Origin of the sequence: Alteromonas sp. KC3 (genome assembly GCF_016756315.1) — a bacterium.
Taxonomy (GTDB): domain Bacteria; phylum Pseudomonadota; class Gammaproteobacteria; order Enterobacterales; family Alteromonadaceae; genus Alteromonas.
Genome location: NZ_AP024235.1, coordinates 3,810,013 through 3,835,094 on the forward strand (window position 1 = coordinate 3,810,013; position 25,082 = coordinate 3,835,094).

22 protein-coding genes are annotated in these 25,082 nt (G+C 44.8%); 5 read left to right on the top strand and 17 right to left on the bottom strand.

Going from position 1 to position 25,082, the window contains the following annotated elements; translation table 11 throughout:
* The first annotated feature begins 99 nt into the window (after positions 1–99).
* Together JN178_RS16830 and JN178_RS16835 are read left to right on the top strand one after the other, a co-directional pair.
* A complete protein-coding gene (locus JN178_RS16830) occupies positions 100–834 on the top strand; it encodes a helix-turn-helix domain-containing protein (RefSeq protein WP_202262530.1) in 735 nt (244 codons plus the stop codon).
* Positions 835–933: 99 nt separating this feature from the next.
* Entirely contained in the window at positions 934–1,152 is a 219-nt protein-coding gene (locus tag JN178_RS16835) for a VF530 family DNA-binding protein (RefSeq protein ID WP_202262531.1), read from the top strand.
* A gap of 93 nt (positions 1,153–1,245) precedes the next feature.
* On the opposite strand, the gene JN178_RS16840 is transcribed toward JN178_RS16835, so the two are convergent.
* The 13 genes from JN178_RS16840 to JN178_RS16900 all read right to left on the bottom strand — a co-directional run bounded on the left by JN178_RS16840 (position 1,246) and on the right by JN178_RS16900 (position 13,579).
* Positions 1,246–2,121 carry an MBL fold metallo-hydrolase gene (locus JN178_RS16840; protein WP_202262532.1) on the bottom strand — a complete coding sequence of 292 codons (876 nt, stop codon included), beginning with the start codon at positions 2,119–2,121 and terminating at the stop codon, positions 1,246–1,248.
* Positions 2,122–2,194: 73 nt separating this feature from the next.
* Positions 2,195–2,443, bottom strand: a complete 249-nt coding sequence (locus JN178_RS16845; RefSeq protein ID WP_202262533.1) for a DUF1653 domain-containing protein — start codon at positions 2,441–2,443, stop codon at positions 2,195–2,197.
* A gap of 31 nt (positions 2,444–2,474) precedes the next feature.
* Positions 2,475–3,545 (bottom strand): DNA polymerase IV, encoded by a 1,071-nt coding sequence (gene dinB, locus JN178_RS16850; RefSeq protein ID WP_202262534.1) that lies wholly within the window; start codon positions 3,543–3,545, stop codon positions 2,475–2,477.
* A gap of 255 nt (positions 3,546–3,800) precedes the next feature.
* Complete coding sequence (gene nqrM / locus JN178_RS16855; protein ID WP_159627761.1) at positions 3,801–4,034, bottom strand: (Na+)-NQR maturation NqrM; 234 nt, start codon at positions 4,032–4,034, stop codon at positions 3,801–3,803.
* A 9-nt stretch (positions 4,035–4,043) separates the two neighbouring features.
* A complete protein-coding gene (locus JN178_RS16860; RefSeq protein ID WP_202262535.1) occupies positions 4,044–5,084 on the bottom strand; it encodes an FAD:protein FMN transferase in 1,041 nt (346 codons plus the stop codon).
* Positions 5,085–5,210: 126 nt separating this feature from the next.
* Entirely contained in the window at positions 5,211–6,443 is a 1,233-nt protein-coding gene (gene nqrF, locus JN178_RS16865) for an NADH:ubiquinone reductase (Na(+)-transporting) subunit F (RefSeq protein ID WP_202262536.1), read from the bottom strand.
* Between the two features lie 19 nt (positions 6,444–6,462).
* The gene (gene nqrE / locus JN178_RS16870; protein WP_014950794.1) at positions 6,463–7,071 is read right to left on the bottom strand and encodes an NADH:ubiquinone reductase (Na(+)-transporting) subunit E; all 609 of its coding nucleotides are present in this window, start codon (positions 7,069–7,071) and stop codon (positions 6,463–6,465) included.
* 3 nt (positions 7,072–7,074) lie between these two features.
* On the bottom strand, positions 7,075–7,707 hold the full coding sequence (locus JN178_RS16875) for an NADH:ubiquinone reductase (Na(+)-transporting) subunit D (RefSeq protein WP_014950795.1): 633 nt from the start codon (positions 7,705–7,707) through the stop codon (positions 7,075–7,077).
* A 10-nt stretch (positions 7,708–7,717) separates the two neighbouring features.
* Complete coding sequence (locus JN178_RS16880) at positions 7,718–8,482, bottom strand: Na(+)-translocating NADH-quinone reductase subunit C (protein ID WP_202262537.1); 765 nt, start codon at positions 8,480–8,482, stop codon at positions 7,718–7,720.
* Positions 8,472–9,674 (bottom strand): NADH:ubiquinone reductase (Na(+)-transporting) subunit B, encoded by a 1,203-nt coding sequence (locus JN178_RS16885; RefSeq protein ID WP_159627755.1) that lies wholly within the window; start codon positions 9,672–9,674, stop codon positions 8,472–8,474. The genes JN178_RS16880 and JN178_RS16885 overlap by 11 nt, the downstream gene beginning before the upstream one ends.
* Before the next feature lie 3 nt (positions 9,675–9,677).
* On the bottom strand, positions 9,678–11,018 hold the full coding sequence (locus JN178_RS16890) for a Na(+)-translocating NADH-quinone reductase subunit A (protein ID WP_159627753.1): 1,341 nt from the start codon (positions 11,016–11,018) through the stop codon (positions 9,678–9,680).
* 501 nt (positions 11,019–11,519) lie between these two features.
* Positions 11,520–12,698, bottom strand: coding sequence for an enoyl-ACP reductase FabV (fabV, locus tag JN178_RS16895; protein WP_202262538.1), 1,179 nt, complete (start codon positions 12,696–12,698; stop codon positions 11,520–11,522).
* Between the two features lie 260 nt (positions 12,699–12,958).
* The gene (locus JN178_RS16900) at positions 12,959–13,579 is read right to left on the bottom strand and encodes an FKBP-type peptidyl-prolyl cis-trans isomerase (protein WP_269752166.1); all 621 of its coding nucleotides are present in this window, start codon (positions 13,577–13,579) and stop codon (positions 12,959–12,961) included.
* Positions 13,580–13,812: 233 nt separating this feature from the next.
* Here JN178_RS16900 and ppc point away from each other — a divergent pair, with 233 nt between their 5' ends.
* Positions 13,813–16,434 (top strand): phosphoenolpyruvate carboxylase, encoded by a 2,622-nt coding sequence (gene ppc, locus JN178_RS16905; protein WP_202262539.1) that lies wholly within the window; start codon positions 13,813–13,815, stop codon positions 16,432–16,434.
* Between the two features lie 63 nt (positions 16,435–16,497).
* On the opposite strand, the gene JN178_RS16910 is transcribed toward ppc, so the two are convergent.
* Entirely contained in the window at positions 16,498–17,529 is a 1,032-nt protein-coding gene (locus tag JN178_RS16910) for an alpha/beta hydrolase family protein (RefSeq protein ID WP_202262540.1), read from the bottom strand.
* A 221-nt stretch (positions 17,530–17,750) separates the two neighbouring features.
* On the opposite strand from JN178_RS16910, the gene JN178_RS16915 reads away from it, so the two are divergent.
* Positions 17,751–18,539, top strand: coding sequence for a DUF2071 domain-containing protein (locus tag JN178_RS16915; protein ID WP_202262541.1), 789 nt, complete (start codon positions 17,751–17,753; stop codon positions 18,537–18,539).
* Between the two features lie 706 nt (positions 18,540–19,245).
* Here the strand turns inward: JN178_RS16915 and mdh are convergent.
* Positions 19,246–20,184 carry a malate dehydrogenase gene (mdh, locus tag JN178_RS16920; protein ID WP_159627742.1) on the bottom strand — a complete coding sequence of 313 codons (939 nt, stop codon included), beginning with the start codon at positions 20,182–20,184 and terminating at the stop codon, positions 19,246–19,248.
* Positions 20,185–20,420: 236 nt separating this feature from the next.
* On the opposite strand from mdh, the gene argR reads away from it, so the two are divergent.
* A complete protein-coding gene (gene argR / locus JN178_RS16925; RefSeq protein ID WP_159627740.1) occupies positions 20,421–20,885 on the top strand; it encodes a transcriptional regulator ArgR in 465 nt (154 codons plus the stop codon).
* A 73-nt stretch (positions 20,886–20,958) separates the two neighbouring features.
* Here the strand turns inward: argR and JN178_RS16930 are convergent, their stop codons facing one another.
* Together JN178_RS16930 and JN178_RS16935 are read right to left on the bottom strand one after the other, a co-directional pair.
* Positions 20,959–21,642 (bottom strand): type 1 glutamine amidotransferase domain-containing protein, encoded by a 684-nt coding sequence (locus tag JN178_RS16930; RefSeq protein WP_202262542.1) that lies wholly within the window; start codon positions 21,640–21,642, stop codon positions 20,959–20,961.
* A gap of 186 nt (positions 21,643–21,828) precedes the next feature.
* Positions 21,829–25,038 (bottom strand): TonB-dependent receptor, encoded by a 3,210-nt coding sequence (locus JN178_RS16935; RefSeq protein WP_202262543.1) that lies wholly within the window; start codon positions 25,036–25,038, stop codon positions 21,829–21,831.
* Between the last annotated feature and the right edge of the window lie 44 nt (positions 25,039–25,082).

Genomic DNA, 25,082 nt, shown 5'->3' on the forward strand with positions numbered 1-25,082 from the left:
GCTTTCGTCACTTCCTACACTAGAGAAAGGATTAAATTTCGTAAACCATAATAATTAATGTAGTATTAATTTACACCAAGAGTATAAATATTTAATACCATGAGCCAGATTAGTCTGATCTACGACACGCTTAAACAATGTTTGCGAGAGCAGCGAATAACCTACAAGCAGCTTGCACAAACACTCAATGTCAGTGAAGCCAGTGTAAAGCGTAATTTTTCACTTCAGGCCTTCACATTGGAAAAGCTCGAGCAAATTTGTGAATGTTTGCACCTATCATTGAGTGAGCTCTTTCAGTTGTCGCAAAAGCAGCAAGAAAAGATATCTCAACTCTCTGAAGAGCAAGAGCTCAAACTGCTGGCTAACCCTAAGTTATTGTTAGCTGCGGTATGCGTAAGAGATGGATGGCGGTTTGATGAAATTATTAGCCACTACAACATTGAAGAAGTTGAAGGTATTAAACTAATGACAACGCTTGATAAACTCAAACTCATTGAGCTACTGCCCAACAACCGTTACAAGTTGCTCATTGCGCAAGATTTTAGATGGATACCAGGTGGGCCGTTGGCGAAATTTATGGAAAATGAGGTGATGGTGAAATTCATGGCCCCAAAAAAGAATGAACCATGGATGTTTCGCTCATATCTTCGCGGTCGCTACTCTCCATCCTCAGTAGCCATTATTCAGCGCCGATTGGAACAGTTACGCCAAGAAGCGGCCAAGCTAAGTAGCGAAGACAACGCTCTTCCTATTGAAGAGCGTCAGCATATAGGCTTACTCATGGCAATGCGGCCTTGGGAGCCTTCGCTTTTTGAGAACATGCGGCGTAGTTAAAGGTTGCGATAAGCCACAATACTTCATGGACAATGTCAGTGTATTACGTGTTTCGTGATAAACTTTGCTTTTAGATTCACAACAAAGCAGCATTTAATAATGGATCAGCAACCTAACAACCCGTTACACGGGGTTACCTTAGAAAAGATAGTAACTCAACTGCAGGAACGCTATGGTTGGGAGGGCTTGTATTACCGAATAAAAATAAATTGCTTTAACAATGACCCTTCAGTGAAATCATCACTAAAGTTTTTACGAAAAACACAGTGGGCAAGAGACAAAGTAGAGCAACTTTATATTCAAACTTTCACTAACTAATTATCGAGCGTGCTGCATTTTCGGTTTGGAAAAGCAACACGCTCCAATGCGTGGAATGAACCTGCTCACCCCACTAGGTTCCTTGATGGCTACTTAAGCATCGGTATACAAAGTAGTTATCCATTTCTCTTCACTAATGAAGTTCCAACTCCAGTCAGCCCATTTGTCGTCTAAGCCCATCGCTTTGACCTCTTCGAGAGATTTGCCATCTTGCTTGAGTGATTTAACGTAGCTGAACGTTTCGCTGATCATATTCAAAAAGGTGGTGTATTCCTTCTTGTTACTCAATTTACCATGACCAGGAATAATAACCGTATCGTCATCAATTTTATTAAGTAAGTGCTGCACAGATTCCATATATCCCTCGACGTTACCACCCGCGCCTTGGTCAATATAAGGAAACATACCGTTAAAGAATAAATCGCCAGTGTGTAGTACGTCAGGCTGTTCAAACCACACAACGCTATCACCATCAGTATGCCCAACTGGCAGGTGCATCACGTGAACCGTTTCACCGTTGAAGTAAATTTTGATGCCATCATCATAGGTTACTGTTGGCAGTGCTTCAGGTTTTACTTTTTCATCACTTGCCAAGCGTACACGAACATTCTCGTGCGCAAAAATGGTTGCGCCCTTGTGACTATGGAAAAACGCATTAGAGCCCGTGTGATCACCATGGTAGTGTGTATTGATTACATATTTAGGCTTGTCGCTGCCCAGTTCACCTAATGCAGCTGCAATTTTTTCAGCCAAAGGCGCGAATTGATCATCAATAATAAGTACGCCATCTTCACCAGCAGAAACACCAATATTTCCCCCCATACCAGTAAGCATATGTACAGCCCCTCTTACTTCAGTGGCTTTAACTTCAACATCAGCGAACCTATCTTGGGCGAAAGCTAGATTCAAAGGAGATATGGCCACCAATGCCGCCAATATGAGAGATCGTGAACGAATTGCACAGTGCATGAGTTATTCCTTGTGTTATGGGCGTATTATTATTCTTAAATAAGACCTTCTACACTATGACCTAATTTCAAAATTAGATCATTTTTTCGTCATTAGGTATATCTCCCACGTAGGCAAACCGCGGCAATGTTTTACCATCTCGGTCAACCGTTTCAATAAACATGTCCAGCGGCCTTACCCACAATGCACGTTCACCATAGCAGGGTCTATAAACAACAAGTTTAGTTTCATCCTCAGAATGCGTGGCAACCTCGTATACATCGTACAAATTACCTTTATAGTGTCTATAGCGGCCTGGCGTAATTAACTGTGTGTGATTCATTTTAGAGCCCAATAAATAGTTGTTAGTATGCTTAGAGATCAAAAGGCAATGTAAGTTGCTGTGTCGAGTGCTGTGCGGCAAGTCCAATATGAAGACCCACTAAGCGGATCCCGCGTCCATTAGCCCGTTCAAACGCTTCTTCCATCAACTCATGAAAGTAACGCTCATTAAGCGATGCTTGACGATGTTCTACTGTCGTCAATTGAAAGTCGTTAAATTTTAGCTTTACGCCTTGAGTTCGCAAACGTACGGGTTTGCCAGTGCGTTTGCTGTGATTTTCCATACGCTGCTCAAGCTTTTCAAGTAAATGAGGTAAATAGGCCTTACACTGCTCTAACGTGTGGATATCCTCGCTCAAGGTACGCTCTACGCCTATCGATTTTCGCTCTCTTGACACCGACAACTCGCGATCATCAATGCCATGTGCACGTTCCCACAACACACTACCAAACTTACCTAGTTCTTTCTGAATGCGCTCAAAAGGATACTGCCTGACATCGTTGCAGGTGGTCAGACCGAGCCTTTGAAGTTTTTGCATAGTGACTTTGCCCACACCGGGGATCTTTTTAAGCGGCATTTCACGAACGAACTCATCAAGCTTTTCAGGAGTTATCACACAAATTCCATCAGGCTTGTTTTCATCACTGGCAACCTTTGCAACGAACTTGCAAGGCGCTATCCCCGCAGAGGCGGTAAGTCCCAACTCACTCTTAATACGTGCTCTTATCTCCTCTGCCATCAACGTGGCACTACCACCACAAAACTGACTGTTAGTAACATCAAGATAGGCTTCATCTAGAGATAGTGGCTCTATTAGGTCTGTGTAGTCGGCAAAAATCTTTCGTATTTTCTGTGACTCATTGGCGTAGACCTCCATTCGTCCCTTTACCAAAGTAAGGTTTGGGCACAATTTCATGGCATAAGCCGTGGCCATAGCAGAGCGCACACCAAATTTACGTGCGGGGTAGTTGCAGGTAGAGATAACACCGCGCCTGTCGGAGCTCCCCCCAATGGCGATGGGAATATCACGCAGCGCTGGGTTATCGCGCATTTCAACTGCGGCATAAAAACAATCCATGTCGACGTGGATAATTTTTCGCATAACCCGCCTTTGCTATTAACGCCATATTGCGTAAAACTGTACAAATAGACAGTATATTATTAAAGCCGTTAAATTACACTATCAAAGCAATAATAAGCATATCATTGTGTTTAGACGGCATAGTTATGGAATTAGAGTTGTTCGAGCAATTCATCAATCGAAGAACGTTGCACAGCATATTTAGTCGAGATCAAAAAAGCGCCGTTTAAAACATCAAACAGCGCTTTTAAATAGTAGTTTAGATTGCTAAGAACGTTACAAAATTTGATTTTGCTTCCATTCGTTTAGCTTTTTCTGACGCGCTTCTTCTTTTTCCATACGCATCTTTTTGCGATCGCATGGTTCAGGGCAATCACATGCCTTTTCTATACCAAGCGCGCCAAGGCCACCGCAGCTTCCAGAAATAGATTTCTTCTGTACCAAGTAACCTACCGCCATGGCTAAAACCATGGCAAGAAAGAAACCAAACGCAAGAATGAATGTAGACATTGCTACCCCCTAATTATGAACTGTCACCAGTTTATCAAATTCTGGCGATGCGTACTCGTCAAAACCTTCAGATGTGCGACGAATGAGAAATACCGCAAGTTGTTCTTGCTCTGCTACCGCAATAGCCTGTTCCCATCCCATCACGTTAAATGCAGTGGCAAGCCCATCTGCTGTCATTGACGAAGGATGAACCACAGTCACCGACACTAAGTTGTGTGAAATAGGCGAACCCGTCGTTGGATCGATCAAATGCGAATAGCGCTTTCCATCTTCTTCGTAATAGTTACGATAATCGCCCGATGTCGCTACTGCATTAGTCCCAATAGACACAACTTTTTGCACCGCACGTTCAGTAGTAACCGGCTTTTCTATTGCTATAAGCCATTCACTTCCATCACCACGCTCGCCGCGTACGCGCATTTCTCCGCCTATCTCAACAAGGTAGTCTTCAATACCACGTTGTTCCAATATTTCAGCAACTTCGTCAACACCAAAGCCCTTAGCAATGGTCGATAGGTCGACGTAAAGCATAGGGTGTGACTTCTTAAGACCGGTTGGCGTGGTAGAAAGTTTCGCATAGCCCACATAATCTGCTATCTCGTCAATATCAGCTTGTGTAGGCACCTTTTCAGGCCGCTTTGTAGGGCCAAAACCCCACAAATTGACTAAAGGTCCAACGGTAACATCAAGAACGCCGCCACTTAAACGAGCAAGGCGTAGCGCTTCGTTCACTACCACCAATGTATCTGGCGATACTGCAAAATTATCGGTATAGCGATATTGATTAAAGCGAGACAGCTCTGACGTTGGATCATACGTAGACATCATTTTGTTCACGTCCACCAAGCGCGCATCTATTTCAGCTTGCAGTGCATTGGCATCTACGCCGTCTGTCTCTTTTTCATCAACAAGGTATTTAACGTTATAGGTTGTCCCCATTGTATGCCCTTGCAGATGCACCACTGGGCGCTGCTCATCACTGCAGCTGGCAAGCAACAAGATACCAATAGCGACTACTGCCAAAAAAATTCGCAAAGCAAATCGAACCACGTTGTTGTCCTTAATTCATTTCCATACAGCTTAGACCCTACCCTTATGGGGCTTTGGATCAACTTGAATAAAAAAGGGGCTTGCGCCCCTTTTAAATATTCTTAATTGCTAGTTGTAAGCAGTATATTAACCACCAAAGTCATCTAGCATGATGTTTTCGTCTTCAACACCTAAATCTTTAAGCATGTTGATAACGGCTGCGTTCATCATAGGTGGTCCACACATGTAGAACTCACAGTCTTCTGGCGCAGGGTGATCTTTCAAGTAGTTCTCTAGAAGAACTTGGTGAATAAACCCTGTATAGCCTTCCCAGTTGTCCTCTGGCTGAGGATCTGAAAGTGCTACATGCCATTCAAAGTTATCATTCTCTGCTGCTAGTTCATCGAAATCTTCTACGTAGAACATTTCGCGAAGTGAACGAGCACCGTACCAGAAGCTGATCTTACGGTCAGACTTAAGACGACGAAGTTGATCGAAAATATGTGAACGCATTGGCGCCATACCTGCACCACCACCAACGAATACCATTTCTGCATCAGTGTCTTTCGCGAAGAATTCACCAAATGGACCAGAGATAGTCGCTTTATCACCTTCTTTCAGGCTCCAGATGTACGATGACATCTTACCTGCAGGCAGGCTTAGGTTATTAGGCGGCGGCGTAGCGATACGCACGTTCAGCATGATAATGCCTTCTTCTTCTGGGTAGTTCGCCATTGAGTATGCACGAATTGTTTCTTCGTCAACTTTAGACTCAATATCAAAGAAGCCGAAACGCTCCCAGTCGCCACGATATTCTTCAGGAATATCGAACTCTTTGTACTTAACGTGGTGCGCAGGCGCTTCAATTTGAATGTAACCACCCGCACGGAATGGAACGCTCTCGCCATTTGGAATTTTAAGCTTAAGTTCTTTGATGAACGTTGCTTTGTTATCGTTAGAGATAACTTCACAATCCCACTTCTTAACACCAAATACAGACTCTTCAAGTTCGATTTCCATGTCTTGCTTAACGGCAACCTGACATGAAAGACGACAACCTTCGCGTGCTTCACCTTTAGTGATGTGGTCAAGCTCTGTAGGTAGAATCTCACCACCACCAGAATGTACGTCTACACGACACTGACCACATGAACCACCGCCACCACATGCTGATGATACGAAGAAACCTGCGTCTGCTAGTGCACCTAGTAGCTTGCCACCCGGTGCAGTTTTAATTGCTTTGTCTGGGTCACCATTAATAGTGATAGTTACATCACCAGTTGGTACCAGCTTAGACTTAGCAAACATGATTATAAATACTAGCGCCAATACAATGGCAATGAACATGCCGACGCCAAGAAATATTTCTACATTATTCATTTAGATGCTCCCGAGCTTATTACAGCTGAATACCAGTGAAAGACTGGAAGCCAAGGGCCATTAGACCCGCGATCATGAATACAGAACCCAGACCACGAACACCATCAGGCATATCGGCATACTTCAGTTTTTCACGTACTGCCGCTAGCAATACAATTGCTAGTGCCCAGCCCATACCACTACCTACGCCGTATACGATGCTTTCAGTAAAGTTGTATTCACGTTGAACCGCAAACGCTACACCACCGAAGATCGCACAGTTAACAGTAATTAGCGGAAGGAAGATACCTAGTGCGTTATAAAGCGCAGGGAAGAACTTATCTAAGCTCATCTCTAGAATCTGTACCAATGCCGCAATAACACCGATAAACGTTAGGAAGTTTAGGAAGCTTAAGTCAGCTTCTGGGAAACCTGCCCACGCAAGCGCGCCTGGAGCAAGGATGTTTACATAAATAACTTGGTTAACCGGTACAGAGATACCTAGTACCACGATAACGGCAACACCAAGGCCCATAGCAGTTTTAACTTTCTTAGATACCGCAAGGAAGGTACACATACCCAAGAATAGTGACAACGCCATGTTCTCAACGAAGATTGAGCGAACAAATAACGACAAATAATGTTCCATGACTTACTCCTTAGGCTCAACTTGCTCTGGACGGATAGTACGGATAAACCAAATCATACCGCCGATTAAGAAGAATGAGCTGAATGGTAGGATTAACAAACCGTTACCCTGATACCAACCACCGTTTTGAACCAGTGGAAGAATTTCGAAACCTAAGATAGTACCGAAACCAAATAGCTCTTTAATTGTACCGATAACAATTAGAATGAAAGAGTAACCCAAGCCGTTACCAATACCATCAAGGAAGCTCATCAGAGGTGGGCTCTTCATGGCATAGGCTTCTGCACGACCCATTACGATACAGTTCGTGATAATCAGACCAACGAATACCGACAGCTGCTTCGATATTTCATATGAATAGGCTTTCAGAATTTGGTCAACAACGATTACCAACGACGCAATGATGGTCATCTGGATAATAATTCGAACGCTAGATGGAATCTGGTTACGAATTAATGAAATAAACAAGTTTGAGAACGCTACAACGCTCGTAAGCGCAAGCGACATTACCAAAGCTGTTTCCAACTTGGTTGTAATAGCAAGTGCTGAACAAATCCCTAGTACCTGAAGGGCGATCGGGTTGTTGTCCAGAATTGGCCCAAAGAGGGCCTTTTTCATTTCTTTAGTATCTGCCATGAGACTTCCCTTATGAACGCCATGCTTGGTTCTTCAGGAATTGGCCGAAGCCTTGCTCGCCTACCCAGTAACGTACTGTGTTTTCAACACCGTTGCTGGTTAGGGTTGCACCTGAAAGCGCATCAATAGTGTGAGGATTGCTAGGGTTAGCATTTTTAACTACACGAATAGCTACTTCGCCATTTTCGTACAGTTCCTTGCCGTCCCATTTTGCCTGCCAAGCAGGGTTTTGCACTTCACCACCTAGTCCTGGCGTTTCTTTTTGCTGGTAGTAAATAAGCTCGCGAACTGTTTGTCCGTCAGCATCTACCGCTAAGAAACCGTACATAAGATCCCAAAGGCCGCTGCCGTGTACAGGAAGAATGATACGAGATACATCACCTGCCTCGTCGCGCACTAAGTAAACACTTGCCACGTTAGGGCGACGTTGGAAGCCGACATTGCTGCCTTCTACTTTAGTGCTTGTCTCAGTTACCTTTGCTGCTTTGTACATATCGTAATCTTGACTCGGCGCTTCTACGAACGCACCGTTGTCTAGGTCTACGTAACGCTGTTCTACTCGCTCGCTGTACGTGCTTTCAATTGCGCTATTGCTCATGCCCGTTTCATAAAGGCCAGCAGCAGTTAGGATGTTGCTCTTCTTATCTAGAGCTGCGTTTGTTTGCTGTAAAGAGCGAAGGCCAACAGCCGCGCCAGAAACAACAATTGAACAAACTAAACATACGGCAACAACAATACCTACCGTTTTGCCTAAAGATTCTTTCTTAGCCGACACGTGCTACCCTCCGCTTGATATTGCTTTGTGCGACGAAATAGTCGAACAGTGGCGCCCACAAGTTAGCAAATAGAATTGCTAGCATTACACCTTCAGGGAAGGCTGGGTTTAGGACGCGGATTAGTACCGTCATGAAACCAATGAAGATACCATAAGCCCACTTACCTTGGTTTGTGAACGACGCAGAAACTGGGTCTGTCGCCATAAAGAACATACCAAAAGCAAGACCACCAACAACAAAGTGCCAATGTGCAGGCATTGCAAACATAGGGTTAGTATCACTGCCGATTAGGTTTAGCAAGGTTGCGAAGAACGCCACACCAATCGCCACACCAGCAACAATGCGCCAGCTTGCTATACGCATATACATGATGAACAAACCACCAAGAATAATAGCAAGAGTAGACACCTCACCCGCTGAACCTGAGATAGTACCGATGAAGCTGTTCATCCACTGATCCATGTTCGCGTAGTCAAGGTTGCCAGAAGCCGCTTGGCTTAGAGACGTTGCACCTGAATAACCATCAGCTGCTACCCATACTTGGTCACCTGAAATTTGCGCTGGATACGCAAAGTAAAGGAATGCACGACCAGATAGTGCTGGGTTAAGGAAGTTACGACCTGTACCACCGAATACTTCTTTTGCAATTACAACACCAAAAGTAATACCTAGTGCAACTTGCCACAGTGGGATAGTAGCCGGAAGCGTTAGTGCAAACAGTACCGATGTTACGAAGAAACCTTCGTTAACTTCGTGCTTACGCACAGAAGCGAAAAGTACTTCCCAGAAACCACCTACCGCAAACGTAACTGCGTAGATTGGAAGCCAGAAACACGCACCGTAGAAGAACAAGCCCAATGTGCCTGCATTCGTCAAGTCACCACCTAGTGCAGCGAATAAGCCCGCTTGCCACGTGTCAGGTAGTGTACCTGCACCAGCTGCAATTGCTTCTTGCGCTTGGAAACCGATGTTGTACATACCGAAGAACATAGCTGGGAATGTTGCCATCCATACCATGATCATGATGCGCTTAAGGTCGATGCTATCACGCACGTGCGTGTTAGCTTTGTTTACTTTACCTGGGGTGTAGAAAATGGTCGCCGCAGCTTCGTAAAGCGCATACCACTTTTCATGTTTACCACCTGGCTCGAAGTTTGGTTCGATCTTTTCTAAATACGCTTTTAAACCCATGACTTAACCCTCTTTCTCTATCGTGGTCAAACAGTCGCGTAAGATAGGCGCGTAATTGTATTTGCCAGGGCATACATAAGTACACAATGCCAAATCTTCTTCGTCTAACTCTAAGCAACCCAGCGTCTGAGCACCGTCAGTATCACCAGAAATCAGGTCCCTAAGCAGTAGCGTAGGAATGATATCTAGGGGCATAACGCGTTCGTAATTACCAATTGGAACCATTGAACGTTCAGAACCATTGGTAGTTGTTGTCATATCAAATTTCTTGCTGCCACTTAGGTGACCTAAGTAAGCACGAGTCACTGAGTGTTGGTTTGAACCAGGCATGATCCAACCGAAGAACTTCTTCTCGCGACCTTCTTTTAATAGTGAAACTTGTGTGTGGAAGCGACCTAGGAAACCGTGTACGCCCATCGCAGTTGTACCGTTAAGTACAGAACCTGAGATAACACGAACTTCACCGTCTTCTTGCTCGCTAGCAGTAAGTTCAGTTAGGTCTGCACCAATCACTGTACGAACTAAGCGAGGGTTTTTAGCAGCAGGACCCGCTAAAGAAATAACACGACGGCTATCAAGTTCACCTGTAGTCAGCAACGCACCAATCGCCATAACGTCTTGGTAGTTGATGTGCCACACTGTTTTGTTCATGCCAGCAGAATCAAGGTAGTGAATGTGAGTTCCTGGTAGGCCCGCAGGGTGAGGACCGCCAAACTCTTCAACATCAACTGCTGCATCACCGGTTGCTACAGAAGCACCAGGCGCTTTACAAACAAAAGTTTTACCACCGCTCAATTGCGCTAGCGCTTTAAGACCATTTACAAAATCGTCTTGACGCTCAGCAATAATTACAGCTGGATCAGCTGCAAGTGGATTTGTATCCATTGCTGTTACGAAAATTGAACTTGGTACAGAGTCAAGCTTAGGAGATTTGCTAAATGGACGCGTACGCAACGCTGTCCACATGCCAGACTCTACAAGGATTGATTGAAGTTGCTCGCGTGAAGCACTCGCGATCTGGTCAGCTGCAATTTTATCAAAGCTAACAGCATCGTTGCCGTTTACCTTGATAACTACAGACTGAAGAACACGTTTTGCACCACGGTTAACCTCTACCACTTCACCCGCTGCTGGAGCAGTGAATTTAACGCCAGGGTTCTTTTTGTCTTCAAAAAGTACCTGACCTTTCTTCACTACATCGCCAACTTGGACGTGCATGGTAGGGCGCATACCCACATATTCTTCTCCCAGAATGGCAACGCGCGTTGCAGCAGATGCATCAGCAATCTCCTGCTTCGGCGCTCCCTCAATTGGGAGGTCGAGACCTTTCTTGATTTTTATCATATGTAATCGCACTACTCTAATAGAAATACCCTTTTGCATGACCGCAGAAAACCTGCCTGTCAGCATGCAAAAGCGCACTATTAACAGGTGATAAACACCTAATTCATTGATTGTCGGAACTTGCTGTAAAACCTTTGGTCAGCATAACTACAGTCAGCCTGTTATGAAGCTGTAATCATTCATTCCAATTTGCGAGCGTTTTTAATGCGCTCTATTTTTATAGACCACCAGCAGAAATTCACACTTATTTTTATTATTGTGCGCTGCAATCGCTACTGCTGTTTTGGTAGTGGGTAGAAAGCCCCCTACTTAATTTCGGGATTTTAGCATTAACCCACACGTTTGTGCCACGCAATTTCAGAATAAAGCCAAATTTTTCTACAATTTAATGTAAACCTTTAGTCGCAATTAATAGCAAAACTGAGCAAAACTAACGCCAAGAACAAAAAAAGCCGTCATATCAGACGGCTTCAGTACAAATCAGTAAATATTATTTACGTATTACCAATTAACCATTGGGTCAACATCTTGCTCGTAATCTACGCTTTCAATGTCAAATCCAAACAGTTTTAAAAACTCATGGTGATAGCCCTTATAGTCACTCACATCATGAAAGTTTTCTTGGGTAACATCATCCCAAATGGCTTTTATTTTAGCTTGTGTAGCATCGTTAGTTTCTTTGCCATCCATTCGGTAACGATTAGCTTCATCAAGGGTTGGCGTTTCACCAAATAGGCATTCGGTAAACAAACCGAATATTTGCTCAATACACCCTTCGTGCGTCCCTTCTTCTTTCATTACTTTGTAAATCAACGAAATATAGAGTGGCATTACAGGAATAGCAGAGCTTGCTTGAGTCACCAAAGCTTTTAATGAACTAACGTTCGCCTGTACCAGCAAATCACTGTTTTTGCCAATGATAGCGGCAGCAGCACGATCGAGATCTTCTTTTGCTTTTCCGATAGTAGCTTGACCGTAAATAGGCCATGTAAGCTCTTTGCCTATGTAGGTGTAAGCGGTTGTTTTACAGCCTTCAGCCAACACATCCGCTTCGCGTAAGAAGTCCATCCAACGCTCCCAGTCTTCGCCCCCCATCACTTTGATGGTATTAAGAATTTCATCGTCATTTGCGGGCTCTAGTGACACTTCGTGAACTTTGTCTTTGTCTGTGTCATAGGTCTTTGTTGTATATGCTTGCCCTACAGGCTTTAACGTAGACTTATATGTCACGCCTGTTTCAGGATCGGTTCGACGCGGTGACGCAAGGCTATAAATAACCAAGTCAACTTTGCCCATTTCCGCTTTGATTTTCTCAATCGCTTCGTGTTTTATCTCATCAGAAAACGCATCGCCATTGATGGTTTCAGCGTATACGCCTTTCGCTTTTGCCTGCGCGTGAAAAGCCGCCGTATTGTACCAGCCTGCCGTACCCGTTTTACGTTCTGTAGGTGCCTTTTCAAAACACACACCAAGCGTTTTAGCACCATAGCCAAATGCTGATGTAATGCGCGACGCCAAACCGTAGCCAGTAGAGCTTCCGATCACCAAAACGTTTTTAGGGCCTTCGCCTAAGTCGCCTTTTGCTTCTACATAAGCAATTTGTTCTTCTACCGACGCAGCACAGCCAACAGGATGTGCGTTTGTACAAATGAAGCCTCTTACTTTAGGCTTGATAACCATAATAATTTTCCTTATTTAAGCATGGCGCTATTGTAATGCCGAAGCTACTGATAACAACTCGGAGCAGATAGATACCAAGGGACTGTCCGCTGTAAGAAAGTGTGAAAGTATTAGGCTATACCATACCGAAAGGTAGTGTGAAGAAAAGAGATTTTGTTGAAGATTTCTAAAGTGTATTGACGTATGTGGTACGTTTTTATAGCAAAGGCCAATACGCTCTTGTATGAAGGAGCGCCGGGCGGCACTCCCTCAAAGGCGAACTAGCCTAGGATGTCAAGTAGCTCAACATCAAATACAAGTGTGCTGTAAGGTGCGATAGCGGCACCTGCACCTTGCTCACCGTAGGCAAGATCATGTGGGATATATAGACGATACTTAGCACCCACCTTCATAAGCTGAAGTGCCTCAGTCCAACCTTTGATTACGCCACCCACTGGGAATTCAGCCGGCTGACCGCGCTCATATGAACTGTCAAAAGTAGTACCGTTGATAAGAGTGCCGTGATAGTGAACGCGAACAGTGCTTGCTGCAACAGGAGTGTCACCGTCACCTTCAGCAATAACTTCGTATTGAAGGCCAGATTCAGTAACAGTTACTTCATCACGTTTCGCATTTTCTTCAAGGTACTTCGTGCCTTCTTCAATAACCGCTTTGCTAGCTTCTTCTTTAGCCGCTTGCATACGCTTGTGAATTTCACCAAACGCGTCACGTAGCGTGTCGTTGTCAACTTGAGGTGCTTGACCTGCGAATGCATCTTTTAGGCCCGCTACCACAGCATCAATTGCTAGACCATCGAAAGGATTAGATTGCAATTGTTGACCCATTTGAAAACCAATGCCGTAACTTGCTTGGGTTTCTACTGTATTGAATGTATCAGTCACGATAACTCCTGAAATTTAATTACAAATGCAGTACAAATTTCAAACAAAACGCATACTGCGAGAATGTTTCTGCATTTTCCGGTGAAAGAGTGTATCACACCAGAAATTATCTTGCTTTGAGCAATACTATGATGGGTGTAAAAGTATCAAAATGTTGTAAATTATAACCGAAAGTGGTTAGACAAGTTGTAAAGGACACAGTATGGTTAAGACCATATATTTAGGAGGATAGCATGCAAACACACTACGATGCTGAACTAAAAGACACCGTTCGTTACCTAGGAAAAACCCTTGGTGAAACTATCAAAAATCAACTGGGTCAAGAATGGCTTGACCGCATTGAAAAGATAAGAAAGGGCGGCCGAGCGTCTTATCAGGGCGATGCTGCTTGCAGCGAAGAACTGAAAGAAACTTTCAAAAACATGTCTGACAGCGATTTATTAACTGTTGGTCGTGCTTTCGCGCAATTCTTAAACTTAGGTAACATTGCCGAACAAGAATACAACGCTGCGATGAATGTTGATGCGTCGATAGATGCGCTGTTTAAACACCTAGATAAAGCTGAACTTACTGCAGATAAAGTGCAAGAAGCAGTAGCCAAGCTAAACATTGATTTAGTACTCACCGCTCACCCAACCGAGGTAACGCGCCGCACTTTAATTCACAAACACAAAGAGCTGGCAAACTGCTTACAGGCCATTCACCAAGAATCGTTGAGTGATGTTGAGCGTACAAAGATTGAAACACGTATTGCAGATCTCATCGCTCAGGCTTGGCACACCGAAGAAATTCGCTCGGTACGCCCGACCCCTGTTGATGAAGCACGTTGGGGTTTCTCAGTTATTGAGAATTCACTTTGGGAAGCAGTACCAGATTTCATGCGCGAGCTGGACGGCCGCTTAAATGAAGACTATCAAGTCTCATTGCCACTCGATGCATCCCCTGTTCAATTTAGCTCGTGGATGGGTGGTGACCGTGACGGTAACCCATTCGTAACGTCAAAAGTCACTGAACAAGTGTTATTACTTGCTCGTAAACGTGCAGCCAAGCTATTTGCAATCGACCTAGACCGTTTGCAGGTAGAGCTGTCAATGTATGACTGCAACGACGAGCTTCGCGCAAAAGTAGGTGATGCCAATGAACCTTATCGCGCCCTACTTCGCCCGTTAGTCGACCGTTTTGTCGCAACGCGTGACGGTATTAGTGACTACCTAGCGGGTAAAAACCCAGATACGTCTAACTGGGTTAATTACGACGAAGAACTTATTGAGCCACTAATGCTGTGCTACCAATCATTGCTTGATTGCGGTATGCAGGTAGTCGCCAACGGTTTACTGTTAGACACTATTCGTCGTGCTCGCGTATTCGGTGTGCACTTGTTACGTCTTGACGTTCGCCAAGACTCAGAACGTCACGCCGATGTATTTAGTGAGTTGACCCGCTACTTAGGTCTTGGTGATTACGCACAGTGGAGTGAAGCTGACAAGCAGGCCTTCTTATTGCGTGAACTTGGTTCTAAGCGCCCGTTATTCCCTGCACAATGGGATGCGTCTGACGACGTAAAAGAAGTACTTGATACCTGTAAAGTAATTGCTAAACACAGCAAACATGGTTTTGGTATTTATATTATTTCAATGGCAAGTGAACCATCAGACGTCATGGCAGTACAGCTTCTACTTCAAGAAAGCGGCGTAGATTGGCCAATGCCTGTTGCGCCTTTGTTTGAAACGCTGGACGACTTAAACAATTCACCTGATGTCATGCGCAAGCTTCTATCCATCGACTGGTATCGCGGCTATGTGAAGGGTCGTCAGTTTGTCATGATTGGTTACTCTGACTCAGCGAAAGATGCTGGTGCATTAGCTGCAGGCTGGGCACAATACCAATCACAGGAAGCGTTAGTTGCCATTGCTGAAGAATTCGACGTCAGCCTGACCTTGTTCCACGGTCGTGGTGGTACAATTGGCCGCGGAGGCTTGCCAGCACATGCTGCCATTTATTCACAGCCTCCAGGCTCGCTAGAAGGTGGCTTCCGTGTAACTGAGCAAGGCGAGACCATTCGCTACAAATTCGGTATGCCGAAGCTGGCTAAGCGCAGCTTGGGTATTTACGCCAGTGCTATCATTGAAGCTATGTTATTCCCACCACCGGCACCAAAAGAAGAGTGGCGCGAGCTTATTACGGCAATGGCCGCACAAGGCCGCGATAACTATCGCGCAACGGTAAGACACGATGAAGAGTTTGTTCCTTACTTCCGCGTTGCCACTCCTGAGCAAGAGCTTGGCAAATTGCCGCTAGGAAGTCGACCGGCTAAACGTAAGCCACAAGGTGGTATTGAGAGCTTACGCGCTATTCCTTGGATCTTTGCATGGGCACAGACCCGCTTGGTATTGCCGAGCTGGCTAGGTGTAATGCGCGCCATTGACAGCGTTAAAAACGAAGAGAACGAAAAGGTCGTGAACGAAATGTTCAGTGAATGGCCGTTCTACCGCTCTCGTCTATCAATGCTAGACATGGTGTTCCACAAAGCTGACCCGCGTATCAGTGAAGCGTATGACGAACGTCTTGTACCTAAAGAGCTTAAGCACTTTGGTGAAGCTTTGCGCACAGAGCTTAAAGAAAGTATTTCGTCGCTGCTTGCTATTACCGGTGACGACGACATTATGAAGAACGACCCGCAGGGTAAAGAGTCTATGGAAATTCGCGCAGCGTATTTACAGCCTTTGCACTACCTGCAAATTGAGCTTCTTGACCGTATCCGTAAAGCCGGTGATGAGTCGCAAAATACCAGCTTAGAGCGCGCAATGATGGTTACCATTGCCGGTATTGCCATTGGTATGCGTAACACAGGTTAAGTACTCTAACCCTGTAAATCATAAAAGCCCGCTTCTTAACACGTAGCGGGCTTTTTTATTGCGTTACTGAAAGTGCAACGCTAACCAACTATTGATTTCGCTTTCCACCTCTTCGCGATAGAACGTTAAGCTGTGATCGCCGTTATCAAAAACAACCAGCTTATGCGAGTGGTTATTGTCTTTTAGATGCTGTGCCGCCTTAAGCGAATGTGAAACGTCGACGCGCACATCTGCACTTCCGTGCACTAGCAAAATAGGTACATTCGGATTTAGCTCATCAATCCATTTTACCGCTGAGCGTTCATCGAGGGCTTTTGTTTGGTTTTGCTCCATATTCGGAACAAGTTTATTAAGCAGCGCCTGCATGTCTGGGCGGCGCGCCACAACTGTATGTAAATCAGACGGGCCTGCTACAATAACGGCACTAGCAATGTCATTTGTGTTATTTCGAAGCGCCTGCCAAGTCATCATGCCGCCACGACTTACGCCATATAAGGCAATCTTATTGGAGTCGGCATTAGGTAACTGCTTGGCTATTTCAATCAGTCGCAAAACGTCGTTTACATCATCGCCGCCAAATTCATCTTTCCCTTGGCTAAATTTAGCGCCTCGATAATTACTCGCCAAAACAATATAACCCTGTTCGGCGAGCGGCATTAAACGCTCAACCACCGCTATGCGCGTTACATTATGCTTATGGTTACCACCGCGATTATAAATGATCACTGGTAGTTTTTTGTCGCCAACATGCTTTGGTGACACCATAACACCTGAAATCTTTAAACCATCCGATTCATACTCAATCCATTGCGCACTTGTTGTCTTCATAAGCGCATTGAATTTTTTAGGGTTTACCGCTTTTTGCCATCTATCCACATACGCGACTTTTTGGTTATTGCTTTGCGCATGTGCTAACCATGCTTTGTAATCAGTAAAGGGAAGTGCATCGCCTTTAAGGGTTAATGCTTCTGGCAGTTTAGCAAATGCAGTACCTGCCAATGGCGCAGTATTGCTTGTAGCTGCAACCGTATTGGCGTTTATGCAAAGGGCTAAAAGAGCGATGGAAAGTAAAGCAGTGCGTTTTAAAAGACTCATAACACATCCTTGTTGAATTCAAATAAAAAACAGTCAGAATGAAGCTAGTAAATAACGAAAACGTATGCGACTCAACAAAATACGAACCTGATTAGTAACAAAATTTGTCGTTGCGCATTGAATTAAACGGCCAATAGCGAAGCAGGTTTTTACTTGTAGATGTAAGTAAGCGTTACTCTTCTTTTTCAATTTATATCTATCTATTAAACCAAGGAAGTATTGTGCAAGAATCAAGGAAGCTAGAAGACTATTTGATCGGTAGACCTAAACCCAGTGGAATTGATGTCCTATGCAGTTTAGAACATTTTGCAATTATTACTTATGCAGTACCAGCCAAACGTTTTGAAGGAATTTTCCCCGAGAGGTTTCAACTCGACACTATTGAAATAAATGGTCAAGAACTTGGGCTTATTTCCGTAGTACCTTTTATTGACGTTGATTTTACTTCCGCCGTGTTCCCCTTCCCTAAATTTACCATGGGGCAAACCAATTATCGCATCTACATCATCGATAAAGAAACGGGGGAACGTTGTGTCTGGTTTCTTGGTACTACACTCGATTCCTGGACGCTAGCCGTTCCTCGATACGTTTGGAACTTACCCTGGCATGCAGGAAGAGTGAGTTTTGATTGTGAACGAGATGAGGTGAGTGGCCTCTACAACAAGTATCAAATGAATACCGAGTCTGATTGGGCCCCTGCGTCGGTAGAGTTAGTACAAGATGAAAGTGACAAGCTTAGTTTCCCCGGCTTTCCCGACACAGAATCTGCTTTAGTTTATTTAACCCACCCTCTTGCCGGTTTTTATTATCGAAGGGATAACAAACTGGGGACTTACCGCGTCTGGCATAAAGAATTAGCAGTAAAGCCCGCTAAACTTGTATCTGCGAATTTTAAGCTTTTATCTGATCTCGACATTGTCAAAGCGTCAGAACAACACTCGCCCTATAGCGTCCTGATAGAACCCATCAATGAGTTTACTATTTACTTACCACCCACAGTTATTGGATAACGCAAAGAGAATACAAGCCCTTTCAAGTAAGGATACCGTGACGAGGCCTATATAGACACAACAAAAAGGCTAGATTCGTAAGGTCGGAACAGACTGTTCTTTTCTGAACAACTTCAGTAATTGGACTGTTGGGGAGTTTGGAGTTGGCGGGGCTTTAATAAGTAGGCTCTCCTGTGCCAAGGATGCCGTGACTAAGCCTACAGAGATGCAACAATTAGGCTGGAAACGTAAGGTCGTAACAGACTATTCTTTTTTAAAACTTCAATGATTAGGCTAATGAGGTGCCTAGAGTTGGCGGGGGTTTGATAAGTAGGCTCTCCTGTGCCAAGGATGCCGTGACTAAGCCTACAGAGATGCAACAAAAAGGCTGGATACGTAAGGTTGTAACAGACTTTCTACTCTCTAAAGTAATTAGCGCTAATAAAATAGCATCTTGGAGAGAAGACTGGAAAGGTAATTAAAATGTAGGCTCTCCTGTGCCAAGGAAGCCGTGACTAAGCCTACAGAGATGAAACAATTAGGCTGGAAACGTAAGATCGTAACAGACTATTCTTTTTTAAAACTTCAATGATTAGGCTATTGAGGTGCCTAGAGTTGGCGGGGGTTTGATAAGTAGGCTCTCCACCGCAAGGATGCGGTGGCGAAGCCTACAGGGAAGTATTCACGGCGTGCCTACGTTCAAAGGCCCGCCAATGATGCTCTCCAATTAGCCGTTTACGAAGTCAACGCCTAGCTTGATGTCGCCGCGTAGGCCTTCAAGCATGTCGTTTTTCGCTTTTTCTTCGAATGCGCTAAGCTCGCCATATGGCAAGATTTCTTCAACACCGTTTGCGCCTAGGCGAACTGGGTGTGCGAAGAATGCTGCGTCGTCGCTGTCGTCAGTTTGTACGTAAGTGTACTCAACAACGTTCTCACCTTGCATTGCTGCAACTAGAGATAGACAGAAACGCGCTGCTGCTTGACCCATAGATAGGGTTGCAGAGCCGCCGCCTGCTTTTGCTTCAACAACTTCAGTACCTGCGTTCTGGATACGCGTTGTTAGGCTAGCAACTTCTTCGTCTGTGAACTCTACACCTTCAACTTGTGAAAGAAGAGGAAGGATTGTAGTACCAGAGTGACCACCGATTACCGGTACGTGTACAGAAGATACGTCTACACCTTTAAGCTCAGCAACAAACGTTTCAGCACGGATAACGTCAAGCGTAGTTACACCGAAAAGCTTGTTCTTGTCGTAAACGCCTTTTGCTTTTAGCGTTTCTGCTGCAATCGCAACAGTTGTGTTTACAGGGTTAGTGATGATACCAACACACGCGTTCGGGCAGTTATCAGCTACACCTTCAATTAGGTTCTTAACAATGCCGGCGTTGATGTTGAACAGATCAGAACGATCCATACCTGGCTTACGAGGCATACCAGCTGGGATAAGAACAACGTCAGATCCAGTTAGTGCTTCAGCTAGGTCATCTTTACCGTGACCGGTTACTTTTACTGCAGTGGGGATGTGGCTCAAATCAACAGCAACACCAGGAACAACTGGCGCTACGTCGTAAAGCGCTAATTCTGAACCTGCTGGCAATTGTGTTTTCAACAACAAAGACAGCGCCTGACCAATACCACCGGCAGCACCTAACACGGCTACTTTCATACCATTTCTCCTATGGGATTACTTCACGTATTTAAACGGAACGTCACACTAATGCAACGCGGGGGAAAACTCAATCACCGGATCGTCTTATTAACGTTATTTTTAGCGATTTTTATGCGATATTCATTATCATGAATGATTATGCAAACAAATTGCGCAAAGTCCACCTGTGGGGCACAATATAGCAACAATAAATAAAAACCTTTTTAACGAACGATAGAATAGAAAGAGCGCTAATGGCTAACGCAAAACAAGAGCAACTGATAAAAGCTTTCAAAGAAATACTTAAAGCAGAGAGTTACGGTTCACAAGGCGAAATTGTTGATGCTTTAAAAGCACAAGGTTTTGACAATATTAGCCAGTCCAAAATATCTCGCATGCTAAGTAAGTTTGGTGCGGTGCGCACGCGTAACGCCCGAGGTGACATGGTGTATTGCTTACCGCCAGAACTCGGTATGCCTACAGCAAAAAGCCCGCTTAAACAGTTGGTGCTGGATATTGTTCATAACAACGTGATGGTAATCATTAGAACAAGCCCAGGCGCAGCACAGCTTATTGCACGCCTTCTCGACTCCCTAAGCAAAAAAGACGGCGTGCTAGGGACTATTGCTGGCGACGATACTATTTTTATTGCACCGGCAGATGTATCGAACATAGAAGAGCTTCGTCAACGCGTAGAAGACTTGTTCGAAAACGTATAGGTTTACTGTCGAATAGCAAAAAGCCGCGAGGCCTTGTGGAGGGTTCGCGGCTTTTTTGCATCTAATCGTGACGCTACGACAACAAATTAATAAGCGCGTCAGCAGCCGGACGAGACGATGGCGGATTTTGCCCGGTCACCAACAGTCCGTCACTACACACTTTCACAGCAAAATCATCGGCACTTTCATACTTACCGCCTTTTTTAACCAACTCATCTTCGACTAAGTACGGCACCACATCGGTAAGTTCCATTGCAGCCTCTTCGCTGTTTGAAAAACCGGTTACCGCTTTTCCATCAACTAAGTACTTACCCTCTGGGTCTTTAACATCTTTAAGTACAATCGGTGCGTGGCAGACTGCACCTACCGGTTTTTTCGCTGCAATAGTGTCTTCAATTAGCTTAATTGAATGCGCGTTATCCGATAAGTCCCAAAGTGGGCCATGTCCACCTGGATAAAACACCGCATCGAACTCGTCGGCTCTTACATCTTCTAGCGGAATTGTTGAGGCTACAGCACTGCGAGCAACTTCATCTTTTGTGTAACGGATAGCGTCATCTGTCATGGCGTCATCCGTCAAACTGTTGGGGTCAATTGGCACTTGCCCCCCCATAGGCGATGCTAACGTTAAGGTATAGCCGGCATCTTTAAATGCATAGTACGGGGCGGCAAACTCCTCTAGCCACATACCGGTTTTCTTACCTGTATCACCCATTAGCTCGTGTGATGTCATTACCATTAATACATGCTTAGACATTATTCCTCCTTGCTTGATTATTTAAATCTTGTGCAAGTTGGTTCGCATAAAGAGAGGCGTTAGATCAGTTTTTTGGAAAATCTTAATGAAAGGGAAAGCGGAGCTATTGAATTTTGGGCTTAAAAAAGTGCCACCCCCGATTAAGGAAAGTGGCACCTAACACTACAATTGGTTCACACCATTGGATTAGAAGTCGTATTTAATACCGAACTGAACTTGCCAAACAGACTGGTCAAGAACTTCTAGGTTCTTAATACGGCTGTCGCTGTTCAGGTCAAAGTACTCGTACTGACCATCAACGATGTTTGCAGAAACCACTGCACGCTCATACTCGTAACGAGTACGCTCGATACGACCCCAGTCGTCATTTAGTAAGTTACCGAAGTTCTCGATATCGAAGAACACAGTAAGCTTATGCTCTGGGTAGAATGCAGGTAGTTGCTGCTGAATACGTACATCGATGATAGTAGACCAACGAGAGTTGTCGCCATTACGCTCAGCGATGCCGCCTTTGTACTGTGCAAGCTCAGAGCTGTTGATGTAATCAATGAACTCTTGCTGAGCAGCTAGGTCGCCACCGAATGACGTAGATGCAAACAACGGATCGTCGATACCGTTAGGAACGTATAGCAAGTGACCCGCATCATCGTTACGGCTTTCACGCGCACAACGACCGCCACCAACATCTAGCACACACGCGTTGTTTTCGTCGAATGTGTAGCTGTAAGGCTGACCTGAACGACGTTCAGCAAACACAGACACTTTAGTCTCGTAACCGTCGATTAGCTCTTTGCTCCAGTTGAAGCGCATTTTCCATAGGTGCTCAGTCTGGAAGTTAGACGTACCAGCACGTGGCGCTTGGCGGTCATAAGCTGCGAAGTCAGAGTAGTTTGATGTTGCAGTAGATGAAGTACCGTAGCCCACATCTTCTACATCAGCGTATGTATAGCTAGTGAAGAAGTCGAACGAACCGTAAGACGTTTCCCACGCTTTTGACGCAGACAATGCGTATAGCATAGCGTCGCCGTCGTCTACAGAACCTGTAACAATCGCTTCTGGACCTTCGCTACAGTCGTATACGCCACGACCATCTGGTGCTGTTCCAACAGGGTTTTCACAGCGCTGGTCATACCAGTAAGTTGCATTTTCAAGCTTGTTATATAGAACGTCAGCAGAGAACAACCAGCCTTCAAGTACTTCGATTTCTGGCTCATGTGCAACACCCAAGCTTACTTTCCATGTAGTAGGAATTTCGAAATCTGGTGCTAGTGCATTTACAGTGCCGTCAGGTGCTGTATTCGCTAGCGCATCAAGTACATTTTGAGGGATATACTGACCAGTAGCCGCATCAGGCGTAGTTGGTACTTGGTAAGTTTGACCAGAACCAAAATCTTCGTAATCATCAGAGATCACGCCATCGTTAGAGTAGCTGTTTGAAATCCAAACACTTGGTGCACCGCCAGAGAAACGACCAATACCACCACGAACAGTTGTGTAGTCAGACGCATACCACTGGAAAGACACACGAGGAAGAATTACGTCAAGACCATCGATGTCTGTCGTATTTGTGAAACCGTAGCGGTCAACAAAGTTTTGGTTTTCACGGATAGAGCCTTCTGACTCATACCAGTCATAGCGAATACCGGCGTCGATAGTTAGCTCAGCTGACGCTTCCCATGAATCTTGGAAGTATAGTGAGTTGTAGTTATAACCCCAGATTGCACGAAGGTCGTTTTCGTTGTTAGTAACAGCGTTGTTATAAAGAAGCGCAGACGCTTGTGCATTTGCTAAGTCTTCAATGCTGTCGAACAAGTATGAACCTTCAGAGTTCTGCGCAAACAAGTTGTCTACGTCTACTTCTTCACGCTCGTAACCAAGTTTAAGGATGTGGTCACCAGTAGTGTAAATACCTACTAATTTAACTTGGAAGAAGTCTTGGTCTAGTGAGTTACCGTGACGGAAACGGTCTGGACCAATTGTTAGGTAGTTCTCATCGCCATCTACTTCACGTAGGAAAACAGCGAAGTTAGGGAATTCTGCACCGTTAAGTGAGTTCTGGCCAGTTTCCTGAGTCGTACTTGCAATCTTGAACTGAGTCGAGAAATTTGACGTCCAGTCAGAGAAAACGTGAGCAATGAAGCTTTCAACTTTTTCTGAGCGGTCGTACCATGCAGAAGAAGGAGAAATTCTGTCATCTTGAGTTAGGAAGTTATTACCGTTCTGCTCATTAATAGCGTTACCTTCGGTACTCATGTAAGTGAACTTAGCACGGTGATCAGCATTGATGTTCCAGTCGATGTTAGCAAGGATCTTTTCGTCCTGAACATCGTCTTTCTGGAAGTCACCGATATCGAAGCCCCATACATCAGAAACGACTTGGCGAACTTGCGCAACATCATCTAATGTAATATTCGGGAATTCGTTAACCGCACCTGAACCCGCTGGGCCATTGTTCAGTGGAGCAACAGAATCAAACTTGTCATATGCAACAAAGAAAAACAACTTGTCTTTGATGATTGGACCACCAAGTGTTGCAACGAACGTTTTTTCTTCGAAGTCGAAGTTAAACTCTTCATCACCGTTCTTGTCGCCCATCATTGAGTCGTCAGTGTAGTAGTAAGCTACTGAACCGTGGAACTCGTTAGTACCTGATTTAGTTACGGCATTGATTGTACCGCCAGTAAAACCGTTGTACTCAACGTCAAACGGAGCAGTTTGGATTGAAAGTGATTCAATTGCATCGTAAGAAATTGGTGAACGCTGAGTTGGGTAACCGTTAGCGTTAAGACCGAAACGGTCATTTAGTGCTACACCATCAACAGTTAAAGAGTTGAAACGGTTGTTTGCACCAGCAATTGTTAGTTCTTTCGCACCACCGCTTTGCACGTTAACAGACGCAAACGGGTCTAGTTGAGCAGCATCAGTGATGTCACGGTCAATTGAAGCAACTTGGTTAAGTGCTTCTAAACCTAAGCTAGTGCTCAAGCCTTCGTTAGTATAGCCAGTACCAGCACTGCTACCCGTTACAACGATAACTTCGGTGCTTTGAGCAGATTCAACAGTGATAGGTAATGCAAGCGCTTGGTCAAGAGAAAGATAAACGTTCTCTACTTTTGTAGGAACAAAACCGTCGCCTGTAATCGTTACTGTGTATGGACCACCAACACGAAGACCACGTGCTGAGAAGGTACCACTTTCGTTTGTAGTTGCAGTAGATACTGTACCTGAAGGTTCGTGCTTGATGGTAACTGTTGCACCAGCAAGGTTTGAACCAGCTTCACTAACAACGTTGCCTCGAATTGCTGACGTTGTTGTCTGCGCCATAACTGTACCAGCTAGGCCAGCAGAAACAGCAACAGCGATAGCAACGCGGCTGAGTTTTGCTTTGAAGTTCATGTGTGTGTTTCCCTTTTTGTTTAAAATTCTTTTTTATGGACTTG